Source organism: Spiroplasma monobiae MQ-1 (assembly GCF_002865545.1).
Lineage (GTDB): Bacteria > Bacillota_I > Bacilli_A > Mycoplasmatales > Mycoplasmataceae > Spiroplasma_A > Spiroplasma_A monobiae.
In genome coordinates this window covers 593,346-616,858 of the sequence record NZ_CP025543.1, presented here as the reverse complement: position 1 = coordinate 616,858, position 23,513 = coordinate 593,346, and the positions used below count along the sequence as shown (strand labels likewise).

General features: G+C 26.9%; 23 protein-coding genes. 22 read left to right on the top strand and 1 reads right to left on the bottom strand.

Going from position 1 to position 23,513, the window contains the following annotated elements; genetic code table 4:
• Positions 1-41: 41 nt before the first annotated feature.
• From SMONO_RS02895 to SMONO_RS02810, 18 genes are all read left to right on the top strand, one after another.
• Complete coding sequence (locus SMONO_RS02895) at positions 42-527, top strand: LSm family protein (protein ID WP_101780861.1); 486 nt, start codon at positions 42-44, stop codon at positions 525-527.
• A 40-nt stretch (positions 528-567) separates the two neighbouring features.
• The gene (locus tag SMONO_RS02890) at positions 568-2,592 is read left to right on the top strand and encodes an ATP-binding cassette domain-containing protein (protein ID WP_101780860.1); all 2,025 of its coding nucleotides are present in this window, start codon (positions 568-570) and stop codon (positions 2,590-2,592) included.
• Positions 2,592-2,969: a hypothetical protein gene (locus SMONO_RS02885; protein ID WP_101780859.1), complete on the top strand. Its 378-nt coding sequence runs from the start codon at positions 2,592-2,594 to the stop codon at positions 2,967-2,969. The genes SMONO_RS02890 and SMONO_RS02885 overlap by 1 nt, the downstream gene beginning before the upstream one ends.
• 17 nt (positions 2,970-2,986) lie before the next feature.
• The gene (gene ybeY / locus SMONO_RS02880; RefSeq protein ID WP_101780858.1) at positions 2,987-3,457 is read left to right on the top strand and encodes an rRNA maturation RNase YbeY; all 471 of its coding nucleotides are present in this window, start codon (positions 2,987-2,989) and stop codon (positions 3,455-3,457) included.
• A gap of 75 nt (positions 3,458-3,532) precedes the next feature.
• The gene (locus tag SMONO_RS02875) at positions 3,533-3,943 is read left to right on the top strand and encodes a diacylglycerol kinase family protein (protein WP_101780857.1); all 411 of its coding nucleotides are present in this window, start codon (positions 3,533-3,535) and stop codon (positions 3,941-3,943) included.
• 24 nt (positions 3,944-3,967) lie between these two features.
• Positions 3,968-4,378, top strand: a complete 411-nt coding sequence (gene cdd, locus SMONO_RS02870) for a cytidine deaminase (protein ID WP_101780856.1) — start codon at positions 3,968-3,970, stop codon at positions 4,376-4,378.
• Positions 4,379-4,393: 15 nt separating this feature from the next.
• Entirely contained in the window at positions 4,394-5,110 is a 717-nt protein-coding gene (locus SMONO_RS02865; RefSeq protein ID WP_101780855.1) for a hypothetical protein, read from the top strand.
• Between the two features lie 23 nt (positions 5,111-5,133).
• Positions 5,134-5,865 (top strand): hypothetical protein, encoded by a 732-nt coding sequence (locus SMONO_RS02860; RefSeq protein WP_101780854.1) that lies wholly within the window; start codon positions 5,134-5,136, stop codon positions 5,863-5,865.
• 60 nt (positions 5,866-5,925) lie between these two features.
• Complete coding sequence (locus SMONO_RS02855; RefSeq protein WP_101780853.1) at positions 5,926-6,621, top strand: hypothetical protein; 696 nt, start codon at positions 5,926-5,928, stop codon at positions 6,619-6,621.
• Positions 6,622-6,649: 28 nt separating this feature from the next.
• Complete coding sequence (locus tag SMONO_RS02850) at positions 6,650-7,798, top strand: hypothetical protein (RefSeq protein ID WP_101780852.1); 1,149 nt, start codon at positions 6,650-6,652, stop codon at positions 7,796-7,798.
• 12 nt (positions 7,799-7,810) lie between these two features.
• Positions 7,811-8,713: a GTPase Era gene (era, locus tag SMONO_RS02845; RefSeq protein WP_101780851.1), complete on the top strand. Its 903-nt coding sequence runs from the start codon at positions 7,811-7,813 to the stop codon at positions 8,711-8,713.
• 9 nt (positions 8,714-8,722) lie between these two features.
• Entirely contained in the window at positions 8,723-9,505 is a 783-nt protein-coding gene (gene recO, locus SMONO_RS02840) for a DNA repair protein RecO (RefSeq protein ID WP_101780850.1), read from the top strand.
• A gap of 103 nt (positions 9,506-9,608) precedes the next feature.
• On the top strand, positions 9,609-10,976 hold the full coding sequence (locus tag SMONO_RS02835; RefSeq protein WP_101780849.1) for a glycine--tRNA ligase: 1,368 nt from the start codon (positions 9,609-9,611) through the stop codon (positions 10,974-10,976).
• A 16-nt stretch (positions 10,977-10,992) separates the two neighbouring features.
• Positions 10,993-12,939: a DNA primase gene (gene dnaG, locus SMONO_RS02830; protein ID WP_158637906.1), complete on the top strand. Its 1,947-nt coding sequence runs from the start codon at positions 10,993-10,995 to the stop codon at positions 12,937-12,939.
• Positions 12,939-14,333, top strand: a complete 1,395-nt coding sequence (locus tag SMONO_RS02825) for a sigma-70 family RNA polymerase sigma factor (RefSeq protein ID WP_101780847.1) — start codon at positions 12,939-12,941, stop codon at positions 14,331-14,333. The genes dnaG and SMONO_RS02825 overlap by 1 nt, the downstream gene beginning before the upstream one ends.
• A 1-nt stretch (position 14,334) precedes the next feature.
• Positions 14,335-15,030, top strand: coding sequence for a tRNA (adenine(22)-N(1))-methyltransferase (locus tag SMONO_RS02820; RefSeq protein ID WP_101780846.1), 696 nt, complete (start codon positions 14,335-14,337; stop codon positions 15,028-15,030).
• On the top strand, positions 15,023-15,817 hold the full coding sequence (locus SMONO_RS02815) for a Nif3-like dinuclear metal center hexameric protein (protein ID WP_101780845.1): 795 nt from the start codon (positions 15,023-15,025) through the stop codon (positions 15,815-15,817). The genes SMONO_RS02820 and SMONO_RS02815 overlap by 8 nt, the downstream gene beginning before the upstream one ends.
• Before the next feature lie 17 nt (positions 15,818-15,834).
• Positions 15,835-16,167 (top strand): hypothetical protein, encoded by a 333-nt coding sequence (locus tag SMONO_RS02810; RefSeq protein WP_101780844.1) that lies wholly within the window; start codon positions 15,835-15,837, stop codon positions 16,165-16,167.
• Here the strand turns inward: SMONO_RS02810 and ispH are convergent.
• A complete protein-coding gene (gene ispH / locus SMONO_RS02805; protein ID WP_101780843.1) occupies positions 16,160-17,044 on the bottom strand; it encodes a 4-hydroxy-3-methylbut-2-enyl diphosphate reductase in 885 nt (294 codons plus the stop codon). The two genes, SMONO_RS02810 and ispH, sit on opposite strands and share 8 nt — an antisense overlap.
• 118 nt (positions 17,045-17,162) lie before the next feature.
• On the opposite strand from ispH, the gene SMONO_RS02800 reads away from it, so the two are divergent.
• The 4 genes from SMONO_RS02800 to SMONO_RS02785 all read left to right on the top strand — a co-directional run bounded on the left by SMONO_RS02800 (position 17,163) and on the right by SMONO_RS02785 (position 23,482).
• Positions 17,163-17,900: a hypothetical protein gene (locus SMONO_RS02800; protein ID WP_101780842.1), complete on the top strand. Its 738-nt coding sequence runs from the start codon at positions 17,163-17,165 to the stop codon at positions 17,898-17,900.
• A gap of 33 nt (positions 17,901-17,933) precedes the next feature.
• Complete coding sequence (locus SMONO_RS02795) at positions 17,934-20,189, top strand: hypothetical protein (RefSeq protein WP_101780841.1); 2,256 nt, start codon at positions 17,934-17,936, stop codon at positions 20,187-20,189.
• 101 nt (positions 20,190-20,290) lie between these two features.
• A complete protein-coding gene (locus SMONO_RS02790) occupies positions 20,291-20,632 on the top strand; it encodes a hypothetical protein (RefSeq protein WP_101780840.1) in 342 nt (113 codons plus the stop codon).
• Between the two features lie 144 nt (positions 20,633-20,776).
• Positions 20,777-23,482: an Ig-like domain-containing protein gene (locus SMONO_RS02785; protein ID WP_101780839.1), complete on the top strand. Its 2,706-nt coding sequence runs from the start codon at positions 20,777-20,779 to the stop codon at positions 23,480-23,482.
• Positions 23,483-23,513 lie beyond the last annotated feature (31 nt).

Sequence of the window (23,513 nt, the reverse complement as noted above, 5' to 3'; positions counted from 1 at the left end):
AGGCTAAAATGATATAAAATAATTATATAAAAGAGGTAACTATGTCATTAGAAATTGTAAAAAGTAAATATTTAGATAATATAAAAGATATTCTTAATAAGTGTGATTTTTTGCTATATGAATTAAATATAGTAAATGACTTCGAATCAACTGTCCTACAAGTTTTGGTTGAAAATAAAGATGAAACTAAAAAAAATATGGACTTTGATTTATTAATTAAAGCAAATGAAAATCTTTCAGAATTCTTAGATGATATTTCAGAATTAAAAGAACCATACATTCTTGAAGTTGCAAGTGCTGGAGCCGAAAGGATTGTTAAAACTAAAGAAGTTCTAAAAAACAATGTTGGTAGTTATTTCTTCTTAAAAGTAAAAGAACCAATTGAAACATTTAATGAATTTTCAGGAAATTTAAGCGAATTTAAAGATGAAGAATTTTTATTCAATTTCTTTATCAAAGGTAGACCTAAAAAAGTTAAATTGAAATGAGACGAAATCGATTTTATAAGATTTGCAGTTAAATTTTAATTTAACTTTTTTTTGTGTCGATTAGTTAAATGGTGATCAAATGAGTTATAAATTTTTAAAACAAAGAGAAGAAAATGATTGTGGCATAGCGGTTTCAACTATGTTGATTAATTATTATCAAAATAAAAATTTTGGTATTGAAGAAATAAAATTTGATAACTCTTTGGGAGATGAAATGCTTAGTTTATATGATATTGAGTCATTGCTATTTAAATATAAAGTTGAGTTCGTTTCTTATTCTTGTAATTTTAAGGAATTGTGCCAAATTGAAATTACTAACCCAATAGTTTTAAATGTGGTAAATAAAAATAATCAAGAACACTTTATAGTAGCTTACAAAAGAAATAAGGATATGTTTTTAATTGCAGATCCAAATTGCGATGACTTAAAATGAATTTCTTTAAATAATTTGGAAAAGATATATCAAGGATATCTTTCAACAACTAAATCTATTCAAAAACTAGAATTTAAAACTAAAGGTATTTTTAATTGGTTTACATTTATTAAAATATTTAAAAAAGAAGTTTTACTAATATTTTCAATTTCATTTTTACTAAATATATTATTTCTAATAAGTAATAACTTTATAAAAATATATATGGATAACATAAATATAAAAGATAGCAGATTAATGAAAATTATTTTCATAACCTTTATATCAATATTTGCTATTCAAATTTCTATAAATTATTCTATGAATAAAATTATTTATAGAATAAAAAGTAAAATTAGTCAAAATATATATAATCTTTATAAAAATAAGTTATTAAAATTAGACATTGAAAAATTTAATTCTTTCTCAAAGGAAGAATGAATTAAAAAGTTAACTTATATAAATATCATGAGTGAATTTATAACGCAAACTACAATAAGCATTCCTTTGGGTACAATATTATTTTTAATGTCTTCAATATTTTTATTACTGATATCTCCATTTATTCTTTCTTTGGTTTTGGTTCAAAATCTTATTTCTATAACTATATCTGTTGGTTTATTTTATTTGATGAAAGAGCTTAAGATGAGAAAAGAAAGAAAGATTTTAGAATTCTCATTAAATTACAGACAAATCATTGATGGCTTTGAAGAAATAAAATATAAGGGTATAGAAGAGGAAACTAAATATTCAAATCATAAAACATATAAAGAAAACATTGAAGTCAATAACAATTTATTTAATTTAAATAACAAAAGTGAAATGACTTTCGATTTAGTAAGTAAATTATTTTTTTACCTAATTTTTTATATATCTGTTATCTATATAAATGATAATAAATTTAGTGTTGCAGATTTATTATTTTATACATCACTTAGCAACTATATAAACAATTTCTTTTCTAACATAACCAATTTTATATTAGAGCTACAAGAGATTTTTATAGCAGATAGATCATTAAAATTTATTTTTGAAGATAGAAAAAATGATAGTGTTGTATCAATAAGTTCAATAGATAAAATAGAAGCTAAAAACATTTATAAATATAAAAGTGATAATTGCTTGTTGAAAGATTTTAGTTTTACTTTTAATAAAAGTACCTTTGTACATGGTAAAAGTGGTAGTGGAAAAACAACTTTATTAAAATTACTTTCAGGAAACTTCAAATCATATGAGGGAGAAATAATTATAAATGAAAAGCATAATTTAAAAGAAGTAGAAAATAAAAGTTATTTAGAGAAATCAATTTACTTAGGACAATACGATTATTTGTTCAATGGAAGTGTTTGAAAAAATATTCAACAGTTCAAAAATAAAGTTGATCTGGATATTTTAAAGAAACTTCATTTATTAGAAATTTTAGATAGAAACAATATAAGTTTGGACAAGGAAATATTTGATAATGCTTCAAACCTAAGTAAAGGGCAAAGACAAATAGTTAACTTTATTAGTTTGTTTTTTACAAATAAAGAATTATATTTAATAGATGAACCATTAAGTAATGTTGATAAACATACTGCATATTTTTTGTTTAAAGCTTTTATAAATTATAAAAAAAACTCATTAATCATAATGTGTGATCATGATATAGCATATGCTAACTTTTTTGAAAAGAAAGTTGAGGTACTTTAATGAAAAAAGATATTAGAACATTATATTTAATGTTATTTATAATTGTTTTTGTTCTTATTATTCTTCTATTAATTCAAAAGCAACAAATATTTTCTGGTTCAATTTATATTCAAGAGTATATTGATGGTCAAGGTGATATCATTAGAGATTTGTATCTATTAAGCAATAAAAATTTGAATATAAGTCTAATTGATTATATAATTTTAGAAACAAATCAAGGAAATATGTTTGTTGATTCTTCAAAACTTGAATATTCAAACTCTTTAATAAAAATTAAAGTTAATAATATTGGAAGTGTTAAGTATCCTTCAAATAATGTTCTAATATATGGTGAAAAGATATCTTTATTATCTTATTTACTATCAAATATTTTTTAGATAATAGGAGAATTTCTATGAAAGATTCTTTAGAATTTAATTATGAAACAAATGAAAACTTAAAAGAATATGAAGAGCTTTATTCTATTTTATTAAATTCTGCAAAAGAGGTGATGAAAATAGAACAATCATTAAGTCTATCGGTTAATTTTATTGACTCAAAAAGATCAAGAGAAATAAACAATGAATATAGAAAAAAAGACTATGTTGGAGATGTTATTTCTTTTCCTATAGATGATGATTTTGGGATATATAGTCAATTAGAGTTTAAAGAAATCGGAGATATTTTTATAACTTTTGAAGAAGCTAAAAATAAAGCTGAAAAATATAATCATTCAATCAAAGAAGAAATGGCTTGATTATTTATTCATGGATTGCTTCATATACTTGGCTATGATCATGAAAATAATCAAAAAGAAGCTGATGAAATGTTTGGTTTAACAGATTTGATTTTAGAAAAACAAAACATATTTTACACAATGCCTTAATAAGGTATTTTTTTATGTATTGCAATTTTAACTTTTATTAAATATAATAAAAGAGCAGAAATAAGGTGCAAGAAAATGGCGAAAAAAAGCGACGTTAAGAAGAAAAATAAGGTTGGTATTCGTGTAAAAAATAAATTTGCTAATGCAGCAAGAGGTATTTTTACAGCATTTAAAGAAGAATCAACTTTAATTGTCTACTTAATTGTTGTTATATTAGCAATTGGTTTGGGTATATGGGTAGGTTTATCCACAACTGAATGAGCCATAGTTATTCTGACTATTGGGGTTTTAACTGGTTTTGAATTTGTTAATACTTCAGTTGAAAACTTTGTTGATTTATTAAGTTTTGAATATAACATTCAGGCCAAGAAAATCAAAGATATTTGTGCAGCCGCAAGCATAATTAATGCGCTGCTGTCTGTTGTGATTGGATTCTTGATATATATTCCAGCAATATTAGCCTATTTTGGGTTAGTTGCTCAATAATAAGAATTGGATAAGGTGCAAATTATGAATTTAGATAAAAACAAAGTTTATGAGGAATTGAAAGAATTGAGAGAAAGAGCTTATGCTCCATACTCAAATTTCAGAGTTTCTTGCATAATTTATTTAAAAGATGGACAAAAAATTAAGGGTGTAAATGTTGAAAATGCAACATATAGCCCAACAATCTGCGCTGAAAGAAGTGCGTTAACTCAATTGATAGCACAGGGGTTCAACAAAAATGATGTTGAAACTGTGGCTCTATATACAGATTCAAGTGGTTTTGGTTCTCCGTGTGGTACATGTAGACAAACTCTTTTTGAATTACTTTTAGAAAATCAAAATATTTGAGTTTACAATATAAATGAATTTGTAGGTTCATATGAGGTAAAAGATTTTTTACCCTATGCGTTTACAGTGAAAAATATAGATAACTAGTTAAGGGGTGTCATAGTGTTTTATCGAAATGATGACTTTTGAAACGATAAGGGTGCGGATTTTATAAGTTCGTATCTTAATATGTTAAAAATCAAAGCTTCTAGGGATGAAATTTTTGAATTAATAGCAGAAAAGGAATATCTAGATCCAGAAATTGCAAATGATTTCGGAGAAGTGGTAATAAATTATATTAAAGCGTGAAATTTTGTAAGAGAAATAATAATAAAAATTAAAGCATTTGAAAAAAAATATGCACGTAGGATGGATACATTAATATTAGAAGAGTTTATAGGTATTTATTCTTGTATGGATCCAAGTAAAAAATATCTTTATATGTTTGAAGGTGAAACTCAAGAAAGTTTGCAATTCTTGTCAAAAATTGAAAGAATAATATCAAAAATGACAATTGTAGAAACTTTTGATTCTCTTTTAGAGTATCTATTAGCAGCGGCCTATGATTTAACTTTGGATAATTGTTTAGGGGATATAACTTTTAGATTTTTCTTTTGATTAGTCGAAACAGCGCTAATATCAAGAGGTTTTGGACCAGCTATATTCCAAGAAGGTATAGAACTTGAAGAGATATGAAAATTACATTTTGAGATTTTAAAATTTGCAAAACAAAATAATGCTAAAAATTTCTCTTTATGTCCAGAATTTAGAACTTTAGTTACAATGTTTAAGGATAAGGTAGAAAATTTTAATTTTAATGATAGAAAAAAATATGAGTAAAAATAAAAAATAAGGGGTTTAAAATGAAAGAGTACTATAAAAATGACGAGTTTTGAATTTGTGCTGGAGCTGACCATACTTTTAATTATATGAAGATGTTAGATGGGAAATGTTCTCTTGCAGAAATTTTTAATTCGCTTGAAACAAGAATTGTTGGTTCTGATTTTGATCATGTATCAAAACTACCTGATAAATATGCTGAAATGTTAGCTGATACTTGAATGGAAATGAGAAGGGTTATTTTAGAAAAAGGTAAATTTATTGAAGAAAATAATGGAAACCATCCCGGACTTAAAGTTTCTGATTTTAAAGATATTTACTTATTGCTAAATAAAGATGGTAATTTATACGATCAATTTACAAATGAAGATGAAAATAATTTGGTTTATGAAAAATTAGGTAAAATGATAAAAAGATCGGAAGAATTAAATACAGTAGATGAAATAATAACGGAAATTTCTATTTTCTTACACAAAAGTCATGTTGAATCTACTTTTGGAGAAAATTCTCTACTGTTTTGTTGATTCTTTTTACAAACTACACTTATTTATAAAGGTTTCTCACCAATAGTTTCTTTCCCAAATAGACATTTTGAAATTTTGGAAATGGAACCAATAACTGATTCACTACATGATGAAATTAAAATTAAACAGTATGAAGAGTGAGTCCAAGGAGAAAGTTTTAAAATTTTAACAAGTTTTTGAATAACCAAATCAAAAGCTTATTATGAATTTATAGAAGAAAATTATATGTAACAAAACTAGGTTTTTGCCTAGTTTTTTTATATAATTTTATAGATTAAGAGGAGAATAAAGATGCTTTACAGTGAAATAATAAGTGTAAAAACTATTGTAACTGATGTTCTTGCAGCTATCGGTTTAGCAATTATCATATTCTCTCCTTTGATATTTTCAAGTATTCAAAGAAAAGTTTTAAATCAAAGATTACATACTAGAGTTGATGGAGAGAAGTTGTTTGAAAAACTTAAATACGATTTGAAATTATCAAAATTAACTGGTGTTAACAAAAGAAAACTTTATTCAGATATAGATTATGCAAAAACTATATTTAGAGGTGCTATGGAATATAATTCTAGAGAAGTTGTTTGGTATTTTAATGAATTATTTGCAAAAAAGCACATTCATTCAGCTGTTTTAAAAAAGGCTTGATTACAAATGTGAGTTTGAATTTTAACTTTAATTGTAATATTTGGTGGGTCATATGCAGACTTTTTGGTTTGATTATTTGATATGCAAGCTTCTGCATCAAAACCAGATAGCGGGTTCGTGTCTATTTGAGTTTTATTCATTTGTGCAGCTGGAATTTCTGTTCTAACTAAATGAATGGAATTTAAAAAGGTAAAAGTTGTTATTAATGATGAAGTTAGGCAAATTAATTTAACAAAAAAAGAGAAGGTTTGAAAAGATTATAAAATAATCTATTGAATATCTTGTGCTGTGCAAGTATCTGGATTTTTTTTAATACTTATAAATATATTCTTTAGAGCTTAATTTATTTAAAAAAGAGGTGGTGAAAACAATGAGGAAGACAAATTTACTTATAAAAGGTAAACTTGGAGAAATTTTTACAAGAAGATTTTTAAAATCTCAACATGTAAAAATGGTATCAGAAGGAGATTATCTTTCAAGATTAAGAGCTTGTTGTAAAGTTGTTTACACAATGCCAATCCAAGCTATTTGAATAGCATTTTTTCTTTATGCAAGAATTATGGTTCAAAATCATATGAACAGTGGTTCAGGTTGGGTTGGAGAAGAGTGGATTTGATTGTATCAAGATCAAATAAATGTTTTGAATACATTTCTTTCAATCCAAATCTACCACGTATTTATAATGTCTGCGGTTTTAATTGTTATGTTAAACATGACAATGTCCAAGGGCACAACAATATTCACGGCAATCTTTAATACTTTATATATATCAGAGGCGTTACTCTATGGTAGTTTCTTGTTTGTCTTAGATTGAGTTGGATTATTACATAAATTTGAAAATATTGGTCAAATGTTAGAGGTTCTAAGAACTCAATGAATATGAATATTTGCAATTGTTGTTGCAGTATTTTCTTACTTACCATTAAAATCAATTTTTTATGATGTTAATATGTGAAATAGAGAATGGATGAGAGTTGATCGTTATAGAAAAACAGAAGATAGAGAAAATGGATTTATTTTTAAAACTTGAGTTACAACTGGCGAAATTAAAGCAAGAAAATTAATGATTTCAACGGGATGATTTTTAATATTAACTGCAAGTGTGTTTCATATTATGGATATATTTGCAAGAACAGATTTTAATGCAGCAAAATATGTAATACTTGTTGCGGGATATATAATATTTTTATCTGCATATGTTGTTCCTTATAACAATTGAAGCTTAATCTTTTATTGAGTAAACCAAGCATTTTTATTTGGTTTCATTGCTTATGGACTTTATATGGTACAAAATGTAGCATGACAACCAAAACTTTGATACTTTTACTTATATGTAATTATGCTAATACCTTGAATACTGTCTTTAAATTCGGCAATTCGCTATACTTGAACAATAAAAGATAAAGAGGAAATAAAAGCTGTTGTATTAAATATGTTTGAATCAAATGACGAATTTGAACAATATCTAGAAGATAGAGATAGTGAAGAAAAAATAAAAGAATCAGAAGATACTATTTAGGAGAAAAGAAAATTGGAAAAAATTAGATCAGGATTTGTAAGTATTATTGGAAGACCTAATGTAGGTAAATCTACATTATTAAATACCTTACTTAAAAAGAAAGTTTCTATTGTAACTGATAAAGCACAAACAACTAGAAACAGAATAAATGGAATATTGACTCAAGATGATGCTCAATATATTTTTGTTGATACTCCCGGAGTTCACAAAGCGCAACATGAATTAGGAAGATTCATGAATAAAGTTGCATTATCATCTACAAAAGGTGTCGATATAATATTATTCTTAGCCCCAGCAGATGAGTTCATTGGAGATAACGATAAATTTATCTTAAATGCTTTAAAAGAAAGGGATGTACCTGTATTTTTGGTTATTACTAAAAGTGATTTGGTAAAAACAGATAGACTTGAAACAAAAATAAAAGAATGAAAACAACAAGACTTTAAGTTTGAAAAAGTCTTAACCATTTCTTCTACGATGGGAAATAATCTTCAAGAACTTTTAGATGAGATCAAAGGAAAATTGCCAGAAACTGGTATTAAGTTTTATCCAGATGACACTTTTACAGATCAACCTGAACGCTTCTTGATAAGAGAAGTTATTCGTGAAGAAATACTTCTACAAACAGAACAAGAAATACCTCACTCAGTTGCAATCTTAATTGATAAATTTGAAGAGAAAAAAGATATTATTAAAGTTATAGCTTCAATTATTTGTGAAAGACAAAGCCAAAAAGGTATTATTATTGGAAATAAAGGAGCTAAAATTAAATCTATTGGAATTCATTCAAGAGAAAAATTAGAAGCTTTATTTGACAAAAAATTCTACTTAGAATTATTTGTAAAAACAAAAGAAAAATGAAGACAATCTGCTTCATTAATTAAACAATTAGGATACGATAAAGATAGTTATTAGGTGAAATAAATGGGAGCAACAAAAATAAATGCTGTAGTTATGGAATCAACTGATTTTGACGATTATGCAAAAATCGTCAAAGTATTTAGCAAACAATTTGGTAAAACATCTTTTATAGCTCCTGGGGTTAATAAATCAAATTCAAAAAATAAGTATTCAATTCAAACATTCACTTTAAGTGACTTTGAAATTTTTAAAGCAAGAAGAGAAGATAAGTTAAGCAAGTTGAAAACAGGAGTTATTAAAAAAGAATACTTTAAAATAGCTCAAAACTACAACAACTATGTTTATGGCTCAATAATGTTTAAGGTTTTAGATCAAATAGAACAAATTAGTAGTAATAATTACAAAATTTTTAAAATGCTTACATTCTGTCTAGAAAATATAAATGACAATAGAAATGCATTTCTTAATTATTTGTTTTTCTTGGTTTATTTAATTCAAGAAACAATTCAACCTTTTAGAATAAAGGGTTGTGTAAGGTGCAAAAAATCAACATTTCCTATTGTTAGATTTGAGTATACAGAAAACGGATTATTATGTGCAAGATGTTTATGACCAGGAGAAAAGCCTCAACCAGAGTCTTTTATTAAAGTTTTTACTAACATTAATAGAAAGACAATTTATTTTAGTGTTGAGCAAAAATACCATTATACTGATTTAATAGTGCTACACAACATTGTTGTGGACCACTTTGAAAACACATTAGGTTTTTATATGGGCCCGATCAATCTCTTAAAAGACACAGTAGCTCTAAGTGTAAACGAAAAAGAATCTGAAAAATATAAATAACACTTATAGTGTATTGACAACACCCAACTAATGTAGGAAAATCGCTAAGTATCTCGATATATGCAAACTAAAAGTTTGCATTTTTTATTGCTAGGAGAAAACTATGAAAGTAGAAATAGAAAAACTAATTTCTCACTTGAAATCACAAGGATTTGTATTTCAAGGTTCAGAAATATATGGTGGACTTGCTAATTCGTGAGATTATGGTCCATTAGGTGCTGAAGTTAAAAACAAATTAAAAAAATTATGATGAGACTTCTTTGTTAGAAGAAATGAATATAACATTGGATTGGACTCATCAATTATATTAAATCCAAAAGTGTGACAAGCTTCTGGTCATTTAGGAAACTTTAATGATCCTTTAATTGACTGTAAAAAGTGTAAATCACGCTTTAGAGCTGATAAATTAGTTGAAGAAAAATTTGCTGACATGAATGTTGGTGGTTGATCTAATGAAGAAATTGAAAAATTTATTAAGGAAAATGCCATCAATTGTCCTAAATGTGATGCAAATGACTTTACAAACATTAGACAATTTACTTTAATGTTCAAAACAAATCAAGGTGTTGTTGAAGATGAAGCTTCAACTGTTTATTTAAGACCAGAAACAGCTCAAGGTATTTTTGTTCAATATAAAAATTCACAAAGAGCTTTAAGAAAAAAACTACCTTTCGGAATTGGTCAAATTGGGAAATCATTTAGAAATGAAATTACTCCAGGTAACTTCATTTTTAGAACAAGAGAGTTTGAACAAATGGAATTAGAGTTCTTCTTTTCTCCAAATGATTCAAATGATTGATTTGAATACTGATTAGATAAAGTTAAATTCTTTTTGGAAAAAATTGCACTTATTGATACAAAAAATTATTCAATAAGAGAGCATGAAGCAGATGAACTTGCACATTATGCGAAAAGAACTGTGGATATAGAATTTGAATTCCCATTTGGAAGAGGAGAATTGTGAGGAATTGCTCATAGAAGTGATTTTGATTTAACTCAGCATCAAAATCACTCAGGTCAGGACCTAACTTATTTAGATCCTGAAACAAATGAAAAATACTTAGCTCACGTTATTGAACCAAGTGTTGGAGTTGAAAGATTGTTGTTGGCAATATTCTGTCAAAGTTATGTAGAAGAACAATTAGATAATGGTGAAAGAGTTGTAATGAAGTTACCTTACAAACTTGCACCTTATTCAGTTGCTGTTATGCCATTACAAAAACAACAAAAAGAAAAGGCTAATGAACTTTACAAAGAATTGTTGTTAGACTTTGATGCAACTTTTGATGAAACAGGAAATATTGGTAAACGTTACAGAAGACAAGATGCAATTGGAACACCTTTCTGCGTTACTGTTGATTTTGATACTGAAAGTGATAGATGTGTAACTGTAAGAAATAGAGATACAATGGATCAAGAAAGAATTGAAATATCAAAACTTAGAGAATATTTATTAACAAAACTAATTTAAGTAAGGAGGTATAAACTTGGCAATCTCACAACAACAAATTGATTTAGTTTTAAGTAAAGCCAACATCGTTGATGTTATTGGCAAGTATATTGATCTTCAAAAAAAAGGTAGAAACTACGTTTCTGTTTGTCCTTTCCATGATGATTCAGACCCTTCGATGAATGTTTCTCCAGACAAAAAAATATTTAAATGTTTTGTTTGTGGAACAGGTGGAAATGTTATTACATTTGTACAAGAGTTTAACAATATTACTTTCTTTAAAGCGCTATCGCTAATTGCAAAAGATTTAAAAATTGAAATTGATGGTTTAAAGAACTTTGAAGAAAAACCAAAATATAATTCTAAAGAAAGTATTTTGTTTGAAATAAATAAAGCTTGTGCAGAATTTTTTAATGGTCTATTAATATCTTCTCTTTCTGTTAAGGCAAGAGAATATCTGAAAACAAGAAAAATAAGTGAAAACGAAATCAAAAGATTTAAAATTGGTTTTTGTCCAAATAAAGTAAAAGTGTTTGATTATCTAACAAAACTTGGTTTTTCAAAAGAAAATATTTTTGAGTCAGGTATAGTTTATAAAAGCGGTGTTGATTACAATTGTGCATTTGAAAATAGATTAATATTTCCAATAACTGATGAAGAAGGAAATATAATTGGATTTTCAGGAAGAATTATTGATGAGAAAGATTCCCCTAAATATAAAAATAGTAGTGAGAATTTAATATTTAAAAAATCTCAACTTGCATATAACTTTGATCATGCAAAAAAAGAAGCTAGAATTAAAAATGAAATTATAATTCTAGAAGGCTTTATGGATGTAATAAGTTTAGAATCAATTGATATAAAGAATACTGTAGCTATCATGGGAACAAGTATGAGTGATTATCATACAAAACTTTTCTCAAGAGTTGCTAAAAGATATAAATTATTTCTTGATGGAGATAAAGCGGGAGTTAATGCTGCATTAAAGATTTCTCAATTTCTATTAGGAAAGAATATTGATGTAACAATTATTGAGAACCAATCTGGAAAAGATCCTGATGAATTAGTAAAAGCGGGTGAAAAGAATTTAATTAATCAAATGATTGAAAATTCAATTCACCCAGCAGATTTTGCAGTTAGATATTTTTCAAAAGAGCTAGATGCAAAAAATTCAATTAAGGTAAGTGAGTTTGTTGAAAAAGTTATTTCAATTTTGAAATATGAAAGAAACGAAAGCATAATTGATTCAATAATTATGAACTTATCTGAAATTACAAAACTCGAAAGAGCAACAATTAAAAATAATTTTAATAGCTCAAAAAGCAATGTAAAAATTATTGAAGTTAATCATCAAGAAAAAAGTGTAGTTCAAAATAATAATCCAGATTATGAAATGAGCGAAGATTATATTAATAGAATGATGAATTCGTTTGTTGAACCAGAAAATCAGGATATGGATTTTCCAGAAGAAATTTTTGAAACAGTTAATAAAAATACTATAGCACCAAAACCAAAATATAAAATAGAAGGTGCAAGACATTTTGCAGAAGCAGCACTTGTATGAACAATATTAGAAAATGATTCTTTATTAGAAGAAATGAAAAAAAGAATAAATCAAGTTGAAAGTGTTGGAGTAAAAAGAATAATTAATTTTGTTATAGAACAATATGAAACAAAAAAATATGTTGGTAACAATTGAGAACAAATTGCAAATGATATTAGAGAAATAAATGAAGCTTACTGTGAATATATATTTGATATAAACAATAGACATTTTTCTTCTATAGAAAATAGATTAACTTCAAAAGGTATGGAAGACTGCTTCAATATAATTGAACTTTATAAAATAGAAGATGAAATTAGAACTTATAACGAGAAAATGAATTCTATTGAAGATAATGAATTAAAAATTCATTATGCTGAACAAATCGAAGAACTATTAAAAGATAGAAACAAAATTTACGAAAAAAGGAGAAAACAATAATGGCATTAAATTTAAAAAAATTTGAAACAATGGAAGAATTCAAAGAATACCTTTGAAATTATTTAGATAAAAACGATAACGAAATAGCTCAAGAAGAAATTCAAGAAGTTATTTTCAAGAAATTCCAAGATATTGATGAGGAAGAAATTAACATACTATTTGATGAACTTGCAAAAAGAGAAGTTAACTTTACTGATGACTTTATCGAAGATGAAGATGAAGACGAAGATGAAGATGAAGAAAACGATGATGATGCTGATGAACTTGAAGGTGAATTCAGAAAAAGAGATAAAGAAAGAAAAGATTTAAAAAAAGCTAACGAAAACAACACACCAGTTAAATATAGAGTTGGTGGAATTAGTAATGAAACAAAAATTCAAGATATTATTAAATCTTACTTTAACCAAATTGGTTCATCAAAAATCTTAACTAAAGATGAAGAAGTTGAATATGCAAAAATGTTAGAAGATTCAGATCCAGAAATTGCAAAAGAAGGTAGAGATAAATTAATTACTTCTAACTTAAAACTTGTTATTTCTGTTGCTAGAAAGCATTTAAACAGGGGATTGGATTTTGCAGATTTAATTGAAGAAGGAAACATTGGTTTAATGAAAGCTGTTGATAAATTTGATTACAAAAAAGGATTTAAATTTTCAACTTATGCTACATGATGAATTCGCCAAGCTATAACAAGAGCTATTGCTGACCAAGCAAGAACAATTCGTATTCCGGTTCATATGGTTGAAACAATTAACAAACTTACAAGAATTGAAAGACAATTAACTCAAGAGTTGGGTAGAGAACCTACTTCAAAAGAAATTGCAAAAACTTTTGGAAAAGGAATTACTCCACAAAAAGTTATTGAAATCAAAAAATTGTCAATTGAACCAGTTAGTTTAGAAAAACCATTTGGTGATGAAGATGATACTCATTTCGGAGATTTTGTTGAAGATAAAGATATTTCATCTCCAGATGAATATGCTGAAAAAGAGGCTTTAAGAGAAGTTATCGATGAAGTTTTCTCTGACATACTTGCTCCAAGAGAAGAAAAAGTTGTTAGAATGAGATTTGGTATCTTACCAACTAAACTAAGAACTTTAGTAAGACTTGCACAAGAGTGTGATGATGATAGTTATGAAGAATTAAAACAAGCAGTTGCTGATTTAGATATTCACTATGATACATCAATTGAAAAAATTCAAAAATATAAAAACCCTATGATTCAATTACATCTTTCTAAATATGATTCACCAAAAACTTTAGAAGAAGTTGGTAAAGAATTAAAAGTTACAAGAGAAAGAATTAGACAAATTGAGGCTAAGACAATTAGAAAATTCAAGCCATCTGCATCAAATCCTAAAGCAAAAGCTTTAAGAGATTTCTTTAAAGGTTAATTTGAGTTTTTTAACCCCGCGCTTATTTTCTTTAGCAAGTTTAATAACAGAAGGTGAAGTTGTTGCAGATATTGGAACAGATCATGCTTACCTTCCAATTTATTTAGCTAAAGACGGAAAAGCAAAAAAAATATATGCAACTGATGTGGCATTAGGACCACTTAATGTTGCAAAAAATAATCTTGCATCATTTGGTGTTGCAGATAAAGTTGAAACAATATTGGCAGATGGTATTGAATGAACGATACCGAATAAAATTAAACTTGATTCTTGTATCATTGCAGGAATGGGATCAACTTCTATTTTAGACATATTAAAGAAAGATAATGAAAATATTTATTCTTATATAATAGCTTCAAATACAAGTTTAGAACCAATCAGAAAATGAACAAAGGACAAAAAATACTTTGTAGAAAAAGAAATTATCGTAGAAGACAACAAAATTATTTATGAAATCATCAAAATAAATAAATTTGCAGGAACCAAAATAAAAAACAGAAATGATATTTTATTTGGGCCATTACTAATTAAAGATGAAAAAAATAAACTATTCTTACAAAAGTGACTAGAAGAAGAAGAGAAACTTTTCAAATTGCTACAACAAATTCCTAAAAAGGATAAAAACTATAAGCAAACTTTGAAAAGAAAAAAAGAAATTAGTAAACTTTTAAAAAGGAGAAATCTAATTAATGAATAAAATAAAAGCTAACGCTTTAATCAACTATCTAAATGATGTATTTCCACAAAAAAATGCAGCTGAATGAGATAAAGTTGGTTTACAAATTGAAGAAGTTTACAACTTAGAAAGTCAAGATGAGGTAGAACACGTTGTTGTCTGTCTTGATGTAACTAGAGAAGTTGTACACTATGCAATTGAAAATAAGTCTAACTTTATTATAAGTAGACACCCATTTCTTTTTTCTGATTTAGAAGAAGAGATGAAAAACTTGGCAAAAAAAGAAATTTATGATTTATGTATTGAAAATGAAATACAAATATTTTCCATACACACAAACTATGACAACAGTGAAAAGCAAAATATTATTGATTTAATTGAAATGCAATTAAATGTTAAAAGTGTTGATAAGGTTGGTAGCTTTAATGAAGGGTATAAAATTAAATTGTTGAGATCTGTAACTTTAAGAGAAGCTGTTGACAAACTTAAATTTATTTTTGGAAAGCAACAATCACTATTGACTAGAAACTCTGATTTAGAAAAAGCAATAGATAGATTTTATTTAACTCCCGGAAGTGGAGCATCAACAATGATGGATTTGCAGTTACAAAATACTTTTTTTGTAACAGGAGAAGCTAAATGAAATGAATGATTATATGCTGATCAGAATAATGTTGATATGTTAACTTTGGGTCATTACATGGAGAACCATTTTATAGATGATTTAGAAAATAAATTATTAAAAACTTTTGGAAACGAATTAAAAGTTAGTGCATATGATATTAAAAATACTTTTGTAATTCTTTAATGGGTTAAGTTTATTTTATGCAAAAATACAAGAAATATTTTTTAGCAGGAATAATCATCAAAGCAATTTATATAGTTTTTGCTATATCTGGTTTGGTAACTATTTTTATAAATGAGCATAATGTAGAGGTGATAACCCTTACATCTGTAAGTAATACAACTGTTTATGTATTATCGGTAGAAATAATTGGACTTATTATTTCTATTTCAAGATTTTTAAATAATAAATGTGTTTCTAATTTATCAATAGTGGCGTCTTTTGTTACATTGAATATTCCTTCTGGAGTTTTATTTCTAATATCAAAAACAATTTATAAAAAAAATAAAGAAAAAGAAAACGAAACTATTTAGTTTCGTTTTTTAATTCCTCTAAATATTTTATAAATTGATTTTGAATTATACTTGATGTTGAAGCTCCTGCTGTAACTGCAACAGTATTTACATTTTCCAAATCTTTTAAGTCAATTTCTTCTTTCCTATTTATTCTAATAGATTTAATTCCCTTGTTTTGTGCTAATTCCACTAGTTTCAATGTGTTATTGCTTCTCTCATCACCAACAACATAAAGTAAATCTACTTCATTAGGGTCTAGTGCTAAAACCGCTTGCTGTCTTACTAATGTTGCTTCACAAATATCATTTTTATAAACTACATTAGGATATTTTTCCTTAACTTTTTTATAAATTTCTTCTGTATCTATTATTGAAAGAGTTGTTTGGTTTGTTATAAATACATCTGAATTATTTATACTTAAATTATCTACTTCTTCTAAATTTGTTACCAAGTGAATTCTATTTTTATCCAAGCTAGTTAGAGCAATAGTTTCAGGGTGATCGTGTTTACCTATAAATATCACATCAAAACTTAATTTTAAATATTTTTCAATAACTTCTTCTGTTTCTAATACTCATTCACATTTAGTATCAACAACAATTAATTCTAATTCTTCAGCTTTTTTAATGACCTTTGGATCAGTTCCGTGAGCTGAAAATATTACAACACTTCCTTTAGGAATTGTTGTAATGATATCTAAACGAGATTTCTTTCAATCGTCAATTGCAGTTATTCCCAACTCTTCAAGTTCATTTACAATTATTTTGTTATGAACTAAAAGACCAATCATAAATATCTTTTTATCTGGATACATTTTTACTGCATCTTTTGCCATTTTAATAGATTTAACAACCCCAAGACAAAAACCCCTTGGAGTTACTTTCAAAACATTCATAAAACACCTCGCTTTATTAATAATACTATTTAATTTAATAAAATAAAGAATCTATTTTTTACTTTTTAGTAATTTATAAAGCTTATTTTCATTTAAAATATTACTATGGAGCGATAAAATGAAAAGATTTAGTAAGTTTTTAATAAGATTAAAACCATACAGAAGACTTTATAAAATGTTTTGAATGGTGTTTATCATAACTTGTTTATTTGCATTTCAAATGGTAATGCTAACTTTTTCGTATGTAGTTCCACATAATCAAGGTGGTTTTTACTACTGATTTAAGGGTTTATCATTTTTATTGGCAGAATCTAGACAAGAACCTAATTCTGCTCAAGGTTTTATATTTGCAGCCACAATTATTGGATATATCCCAATTATCCCAATAATACCTGTACTTTACTTTACTTTTGCAAATTGATTTATTCAAGAAAAACTAAGTGATAAATATATAGAAGTTCCAAAAGAAAAGTATTTATACTGAACAAAATTTATACATTTTTCAGGTATTGCTGTAGTGTTTATTTTTATTCCAGGAATATTAACTTATATGGATGGAGGTGGACTTCTTCCAAATCAAGCATTTAATGCGATCGGAGGAGCTTTTTCTGATGATTTTGGCGAAAGAGTTGCTGGTGTTAGTGCCTTTTTATACTATGGAGTTGGATGTGTATTTGCAACTATAATTATTTTTTGAACAATCGGTATGTTTTTGGCTTGAGTTGGAAGACAAATTCAAAAAGTTATTGATATGTATACAGCTTGAAGAGATCAAGTGAAAGAAGCAAAAAGGGAAGCTAAACTTCAAAAACTTGAAGCAAAAGCTCAAAGAAAAAATAAAAACGAAGATGAGTAGTATAATTAATTAGAATTGAAAGGATGTTAAGATATGAAAAAAATTTGTTCAATTTTAGGTTCATTAACTTTAACTGTTGTTGCTTCGACAACAGTTGTTGCATGTAACGGTGGTCTTGACACTTCTTTGAACTATACTGACCAAGAAAAGATACTATCTATTTATAATTTGACTGAAGACCAATTAGTGAAAAGTGGAGTTAAAGTTAATTCTTTAATGTCTAATGAAGATATCGACAAAGTTTTAGAAAGCCTTGGTTTATCAGAAGCTATTCAAAATAATCCAATGGGAGGAATGATTAAAAAAAGTTTAGGTGTTTATATAATGGCTAATCAATTTTTAAGTGAAATTTCTTCAAAAGTTCCTGGTTATGGGTGAATTGCAAATAAATTAACTTGACAATCACAATGAACAATTAAAGATTTAGTTAGTGGAAATACATCAGCTGGATTATTTAATAATGTTAGTGGATGAATGAAAAACAAAAATGACTGATCTCTTTCAGTTACTTTTTTAGATGAAGATTTGCTTGGTTGAAATGGTGTAAGAGAACCTGTTTATGCAAGAATTAATATAAATAGAAAACTTGTAGCAGACAATAGTGGAATTGTTGTTTTAGATGAATCACACCCAGAAGGTGTGCACAAACAAGGTTCAGATGAAATAAATGTTGTAGATCCTGTTATAAATGACCAACAGGATACAAAAGGTGTTATATATCAAGGTTATTCAACATCTTCTAAATTATTTGAGTTAAACAGAATGCAAACTGGTAAAACTGCAAAAGTTCCATCAGGTATTTTTAACTTTTCTCCAAGTGCTGCTGATTTTATAAATAATAAAATTATTAATTTAGATTTTGGAAATATGATATTACAAAACTCTAAAGAAAAAATAGAGCAAGCTTTAAACGAATATATATTGGCAAATCCATTCTATATTTCTGAAGGCATGGATGCAAAACAAATAGATAACATAATTAAAAATCAAATCTATGTTGTAATGATTTGTGAAGCAATCGATAGACATAATTTAAAAGATAAAGAAGGAAGACCTTTATTTGATGAAACAGAAAAAGCTGATGCAGATGCAATTGTTACTGGAATGATGGGAAGTTTAACAAATGCTGTGAATAATTTAAAAAGTAAAGAATGAACAAACAAAACTCTATTAGATGAATTTAGTTCAATGATTAACACAATTAGAAATAATGGAAATGAGTTTGGTTCTATTAATAAAACTCAATTTGCAAATAAATTTCAAGAAGTTATTGAAGATTCGAGAAATAAATTTGATGTAAATTCAAATCAATTTGCATTTTATTCAGGGCAATTAAATGCAATACTTTACAAAAATAATGGTAGAAGCTCTATGACACTTACAAATCAAAGTTCATACTTTGATTTTGGATATGACTCATCATATAAATTTGAAATATATTATTGATCAGGTTCTACTCCAATCACTGGAAAAGAAGAACAATGATATAAACCTGATGAAAATAGAAGTCAAGAAGAATATATTTCTGATAAAGGCTTTAGAAATGTGTTTTTAGGTCAAAGATTATCACCTCAAAATGGAAGTTATAATGCTCTTATTCAATATATTAATCAATTACCAGAAAAAAGACTTGATTTAGATATATTTGGTTTACAAAATCATTCATTGCCTGCAAGTGTAAGTAATTTAGAAACTATTATGCTAGAGAAATTAAATGAAGCTATTTCTCTTGATGGTGAACAAGAAATATCTGGTGTTGATCATGATTCATGAAGAATTTATCATGTAATTGCACTATTTAATAAGTATGCAACTGAAAAACTAATTGAAATATTTGGTTATGACTCTTCAAATAATCTAGAAATACACAATAAGAAAGTAAGTTTAGACTATTCAGAAAGTACTTCTTCAAATGTAGATTATTCAAAAGCAGATGATGATATTGCTTTTGCTCAGTTACTTCAAGAAGGTCAAATAAATATGACTACAAGAAATATGGATAAACTTAGAACCGATATATATGATAGAGGTTTAAAAAAGCTTTGAGATAAAGAAGATCAAAGTCAAAGAATGTATGTTGGAAAAGTAAACATATACGGAAAACGTTTGGATAGTGATGAGGATTTAAACAATATTGGTCAATGATGAAATGACAGTTCTAGATTTATGGGTACTTTCCCATATGGTTTAGCAATAAGCGATGAATGAAAACCACTTATTGAAGAATATTGAAAAAAACATGTTTCAGACAATAAAAATAATCCAGATTATAATGCTAATATTTGATAAAAAAACCCTCATTTAAAGGGTTTTTTCTTTGAATTAAAATATAGCCAAATTATGATATAATTATTTTAAATAAATCGTTCTTGAAATTTTGGAGGTATAACTTGTACTATATAAATTTATTAGATGATCTTTACTGTGTATATAATTTCGAAGATAGTTTTTTAATAGCTAAATTTAATAGCTTTGAAGATGCAAGATCATATGTAACTTCAATAAATGGGATAGTTATACTTAATGAAAATGATAAAACAAAGTTTAATAAAGAAGAATTTTTAATCGAAGAAAAAAGAAGGTTAAATATTGAAGTTATAGACATTGTTCCTGAAATAGAAAATGTAAATGATACTCCTGTAGAATTTATAGAAGAAATTGAAACTCAAGAAAAATCTTTAATCATGAAAAATAGCAAAAAAAATAGAAAAGGTTCAAAAGTCACTATTTAAAGTGTTTTTGAACTTTATTTTTTTTAAAAAAACTAGCAATTATTATTTTGTTGGTCTATAATATATGTCTTTAAGAAAATATCATATTATGGTATAATTTATCTAATTAAAGTAAAAAAGGCTAATTTACTGGAGGGCTAACAAATGTATTTTATAAACATTGTTGATGGAATGTATTGTGTTGTTAATACATTTTCAAATCTTATTGTTGCAAAATTCTCGCGTTTAGTTGATGCAACAAATTATATTCAAACAGCACAAGGAATACCTACACAAACACCTCAAAACTACGGGCAATTTTTTGGTTTACCATTAACTAATGCCAGTGGTTCATGTGGTGGTCATGATCACAATCACAACCGTGATTACTCAAATAATCAAAATAGTAATAATTTTAATGGTTCTTCAAATTTTGACAGTTCATCTATAGAAAAACAAATTAGAGAATTAAGTAAAAAAATCGATTGAGTTTTAGAGGATAAAAAAGAAGTTATGGAAGAAATTGGCATTTTAAAGTCAATCCTTACAAATAGTAGAAACATAACTTCAAGAAGAGAAGAATCAAGAAGAAATTCAAGATACGAAGATAGCTATGATGATAGAAGAGATGAAAATCACAGAGAAGACAAAAGATCAAAAAGAGATGATAGATATGATGATGACTATATAGATGAAAGAAGAAATAGAAGAGAAGATAAAAATTCAAATCACAATGTTAGGATAGTTAGCGAAAAACCAAAAGGTAAAGGTTTTAAGAAATTAATGATTGCATTGTTAACTATAACATTGATTGGTGGAGCTGCTGTTGGTGGTTACTTTGGTTACAAGTATTTTTTTGGAGAAAAAACACCATCAACTTTATCTGATTCTGATATTCAATCCGTTTTAAATGGTTTAAAAGAAAATGAACCTTATGCTAATGAAAAAGCCGCAGAAGATGCAATTAAAAAATTGAACTTTAATGATCAAGCCTCTGTAAATAATGTTACTAAGGTTTCTTTCAGAGCTGCAGATACTTACGATGTTACTTATTCAATTAATTTAAAGGCAAAAAGTGGATATAGTTTAACAGATTCTCAAAAAGGTCCTCATGAAGTTGCATTAAAAGTATCGGTTCCCACACCAATTATCGGTTCTGTTTCAGATATGAGTTTGGAAATAGGTCAAACACAAGATCAAAAAGTCACTATTCAAAATAAAAATGATTCTGTTTTAAAAGCGGAATCAGATAAAGTCTCGGTTGCAACTGTAACTGTAGACACAAGTAAAGATACATTAACAGTAGTTGCTGTTGCTGAGGGAACTGCAAATATTAAACTAACTTACGGAGATGCTAAAGAAGTTACATTTAAAGTAACTGTCACAAAAGGATTGGAAGTTGTTTCTACAGAAAATGTGCAAAAAACTTTGGATGAAGCTTTGGCTGGAAATGTAGATCCATTTGATGATAATTCTTCAGCAATTAATTTCATTAAAAAAATTGAGTTAGATAAAGGTTTGATTATAGATAAAGTAGAAGTAAAATCAACTAGAGATGATGAAACTGAAAACAAACAATTCACAGTTACTGTAAAAGCAGATAATGGTTATAAAATTAAGGAAAATGATAAAACATCATTTGGAGTTATTGCCAAAATAAAGGTAACAGTTAATTATGCAGATATTGAAGGGTATAAAGATGAATTAGAAAAACATGCAACTGCTTTTGCTGGGCAATACTATCAAAAAGAAGCTATAAATAATTTATTAGGTGTATCTGGAGAAAAATATGGTATCTTAAGTCAAAATGCAACCATAGTATCTCAAGTTCCTGAAGATATAAGTGAAAATTATCCATTAACTGTAAAAGTAGAATTTAAATTAAAAAATGGATTCCAATTAGCTCCTGGAGATTCAATGGATTTTGAAATAACTTTAATTGTTAAGGGTACTGGAACTCCTAAGGATAAAGAAGTTTCAACTTCTGGAGTTCAAGTTGCTCTTAATGAGATTGCAAAAACAACTTTTAAAACAAATAATGAAGCAATTGATGCTCTAAAAGCGGTCGAACTTACTGAAGGATTAGAAATTGATTCTGTTGAAGAAGCAACTTCAAGTGAATATGAATTTGCTGATGTTACTTTTACAGTAACTGTAAAAGCTAAAACAGGATATGTAATTAAAGAAGGTGACGACTCATCATTTAGTGTAAAAACTAAAGTGGGTGAAGAAGAAACAACTCCCGAGGATAAAGAAGTTTCAACTTCTGGAGTTCAAGCTGTTCTTGATGAAATTGCAAAAACAACTTTTAAAACAAATAATGAAGCAATTGATGCTCTAAAAGCGGTCGAACTTACTGAAGGATTAGAAATTGATTCTGTTAAAGAAGCAACTTCAAGTGAATATGAAATTGCTGATGTTACTTTTACAGTAACTGTAAAAGCTAAAACAGGATATGTAATTAAAGAAGGCGATGACTCATCATTTAGTGTAAAAACTCAAGTTGTTGAAGAGGAAACTGCTCCTGAAGATAAAGAAGTTTCAACTTCTGGAGTTCAAGCTGTTCTTGATGAAATTGCAAAGACAACTTTTAAAACAAATAATGAAGCAATTGATGCTCTAAAAGCAGCCGAACTTACTGAAGGATTAGAAATTGATTCTGTTAAAGAAGCAACTTCAAGTGAATATGAAATTGCTGATGTTACTTTTACAGTTACTGTAAAAGCTAAAGAAGGTTATAAAATACAAGAAGGTGATGACTCATCATTTAGTGTAAAAACTCAAGTTGGTGAAGAGGAAACTGCTCCTGAAGGCGGGGAAGACTCTATATTCATAAACTATATTATTAATACTTATAAACCAACTAAATAGTTGGTTTTTTGTTTATTTTTTTAGTAAAATA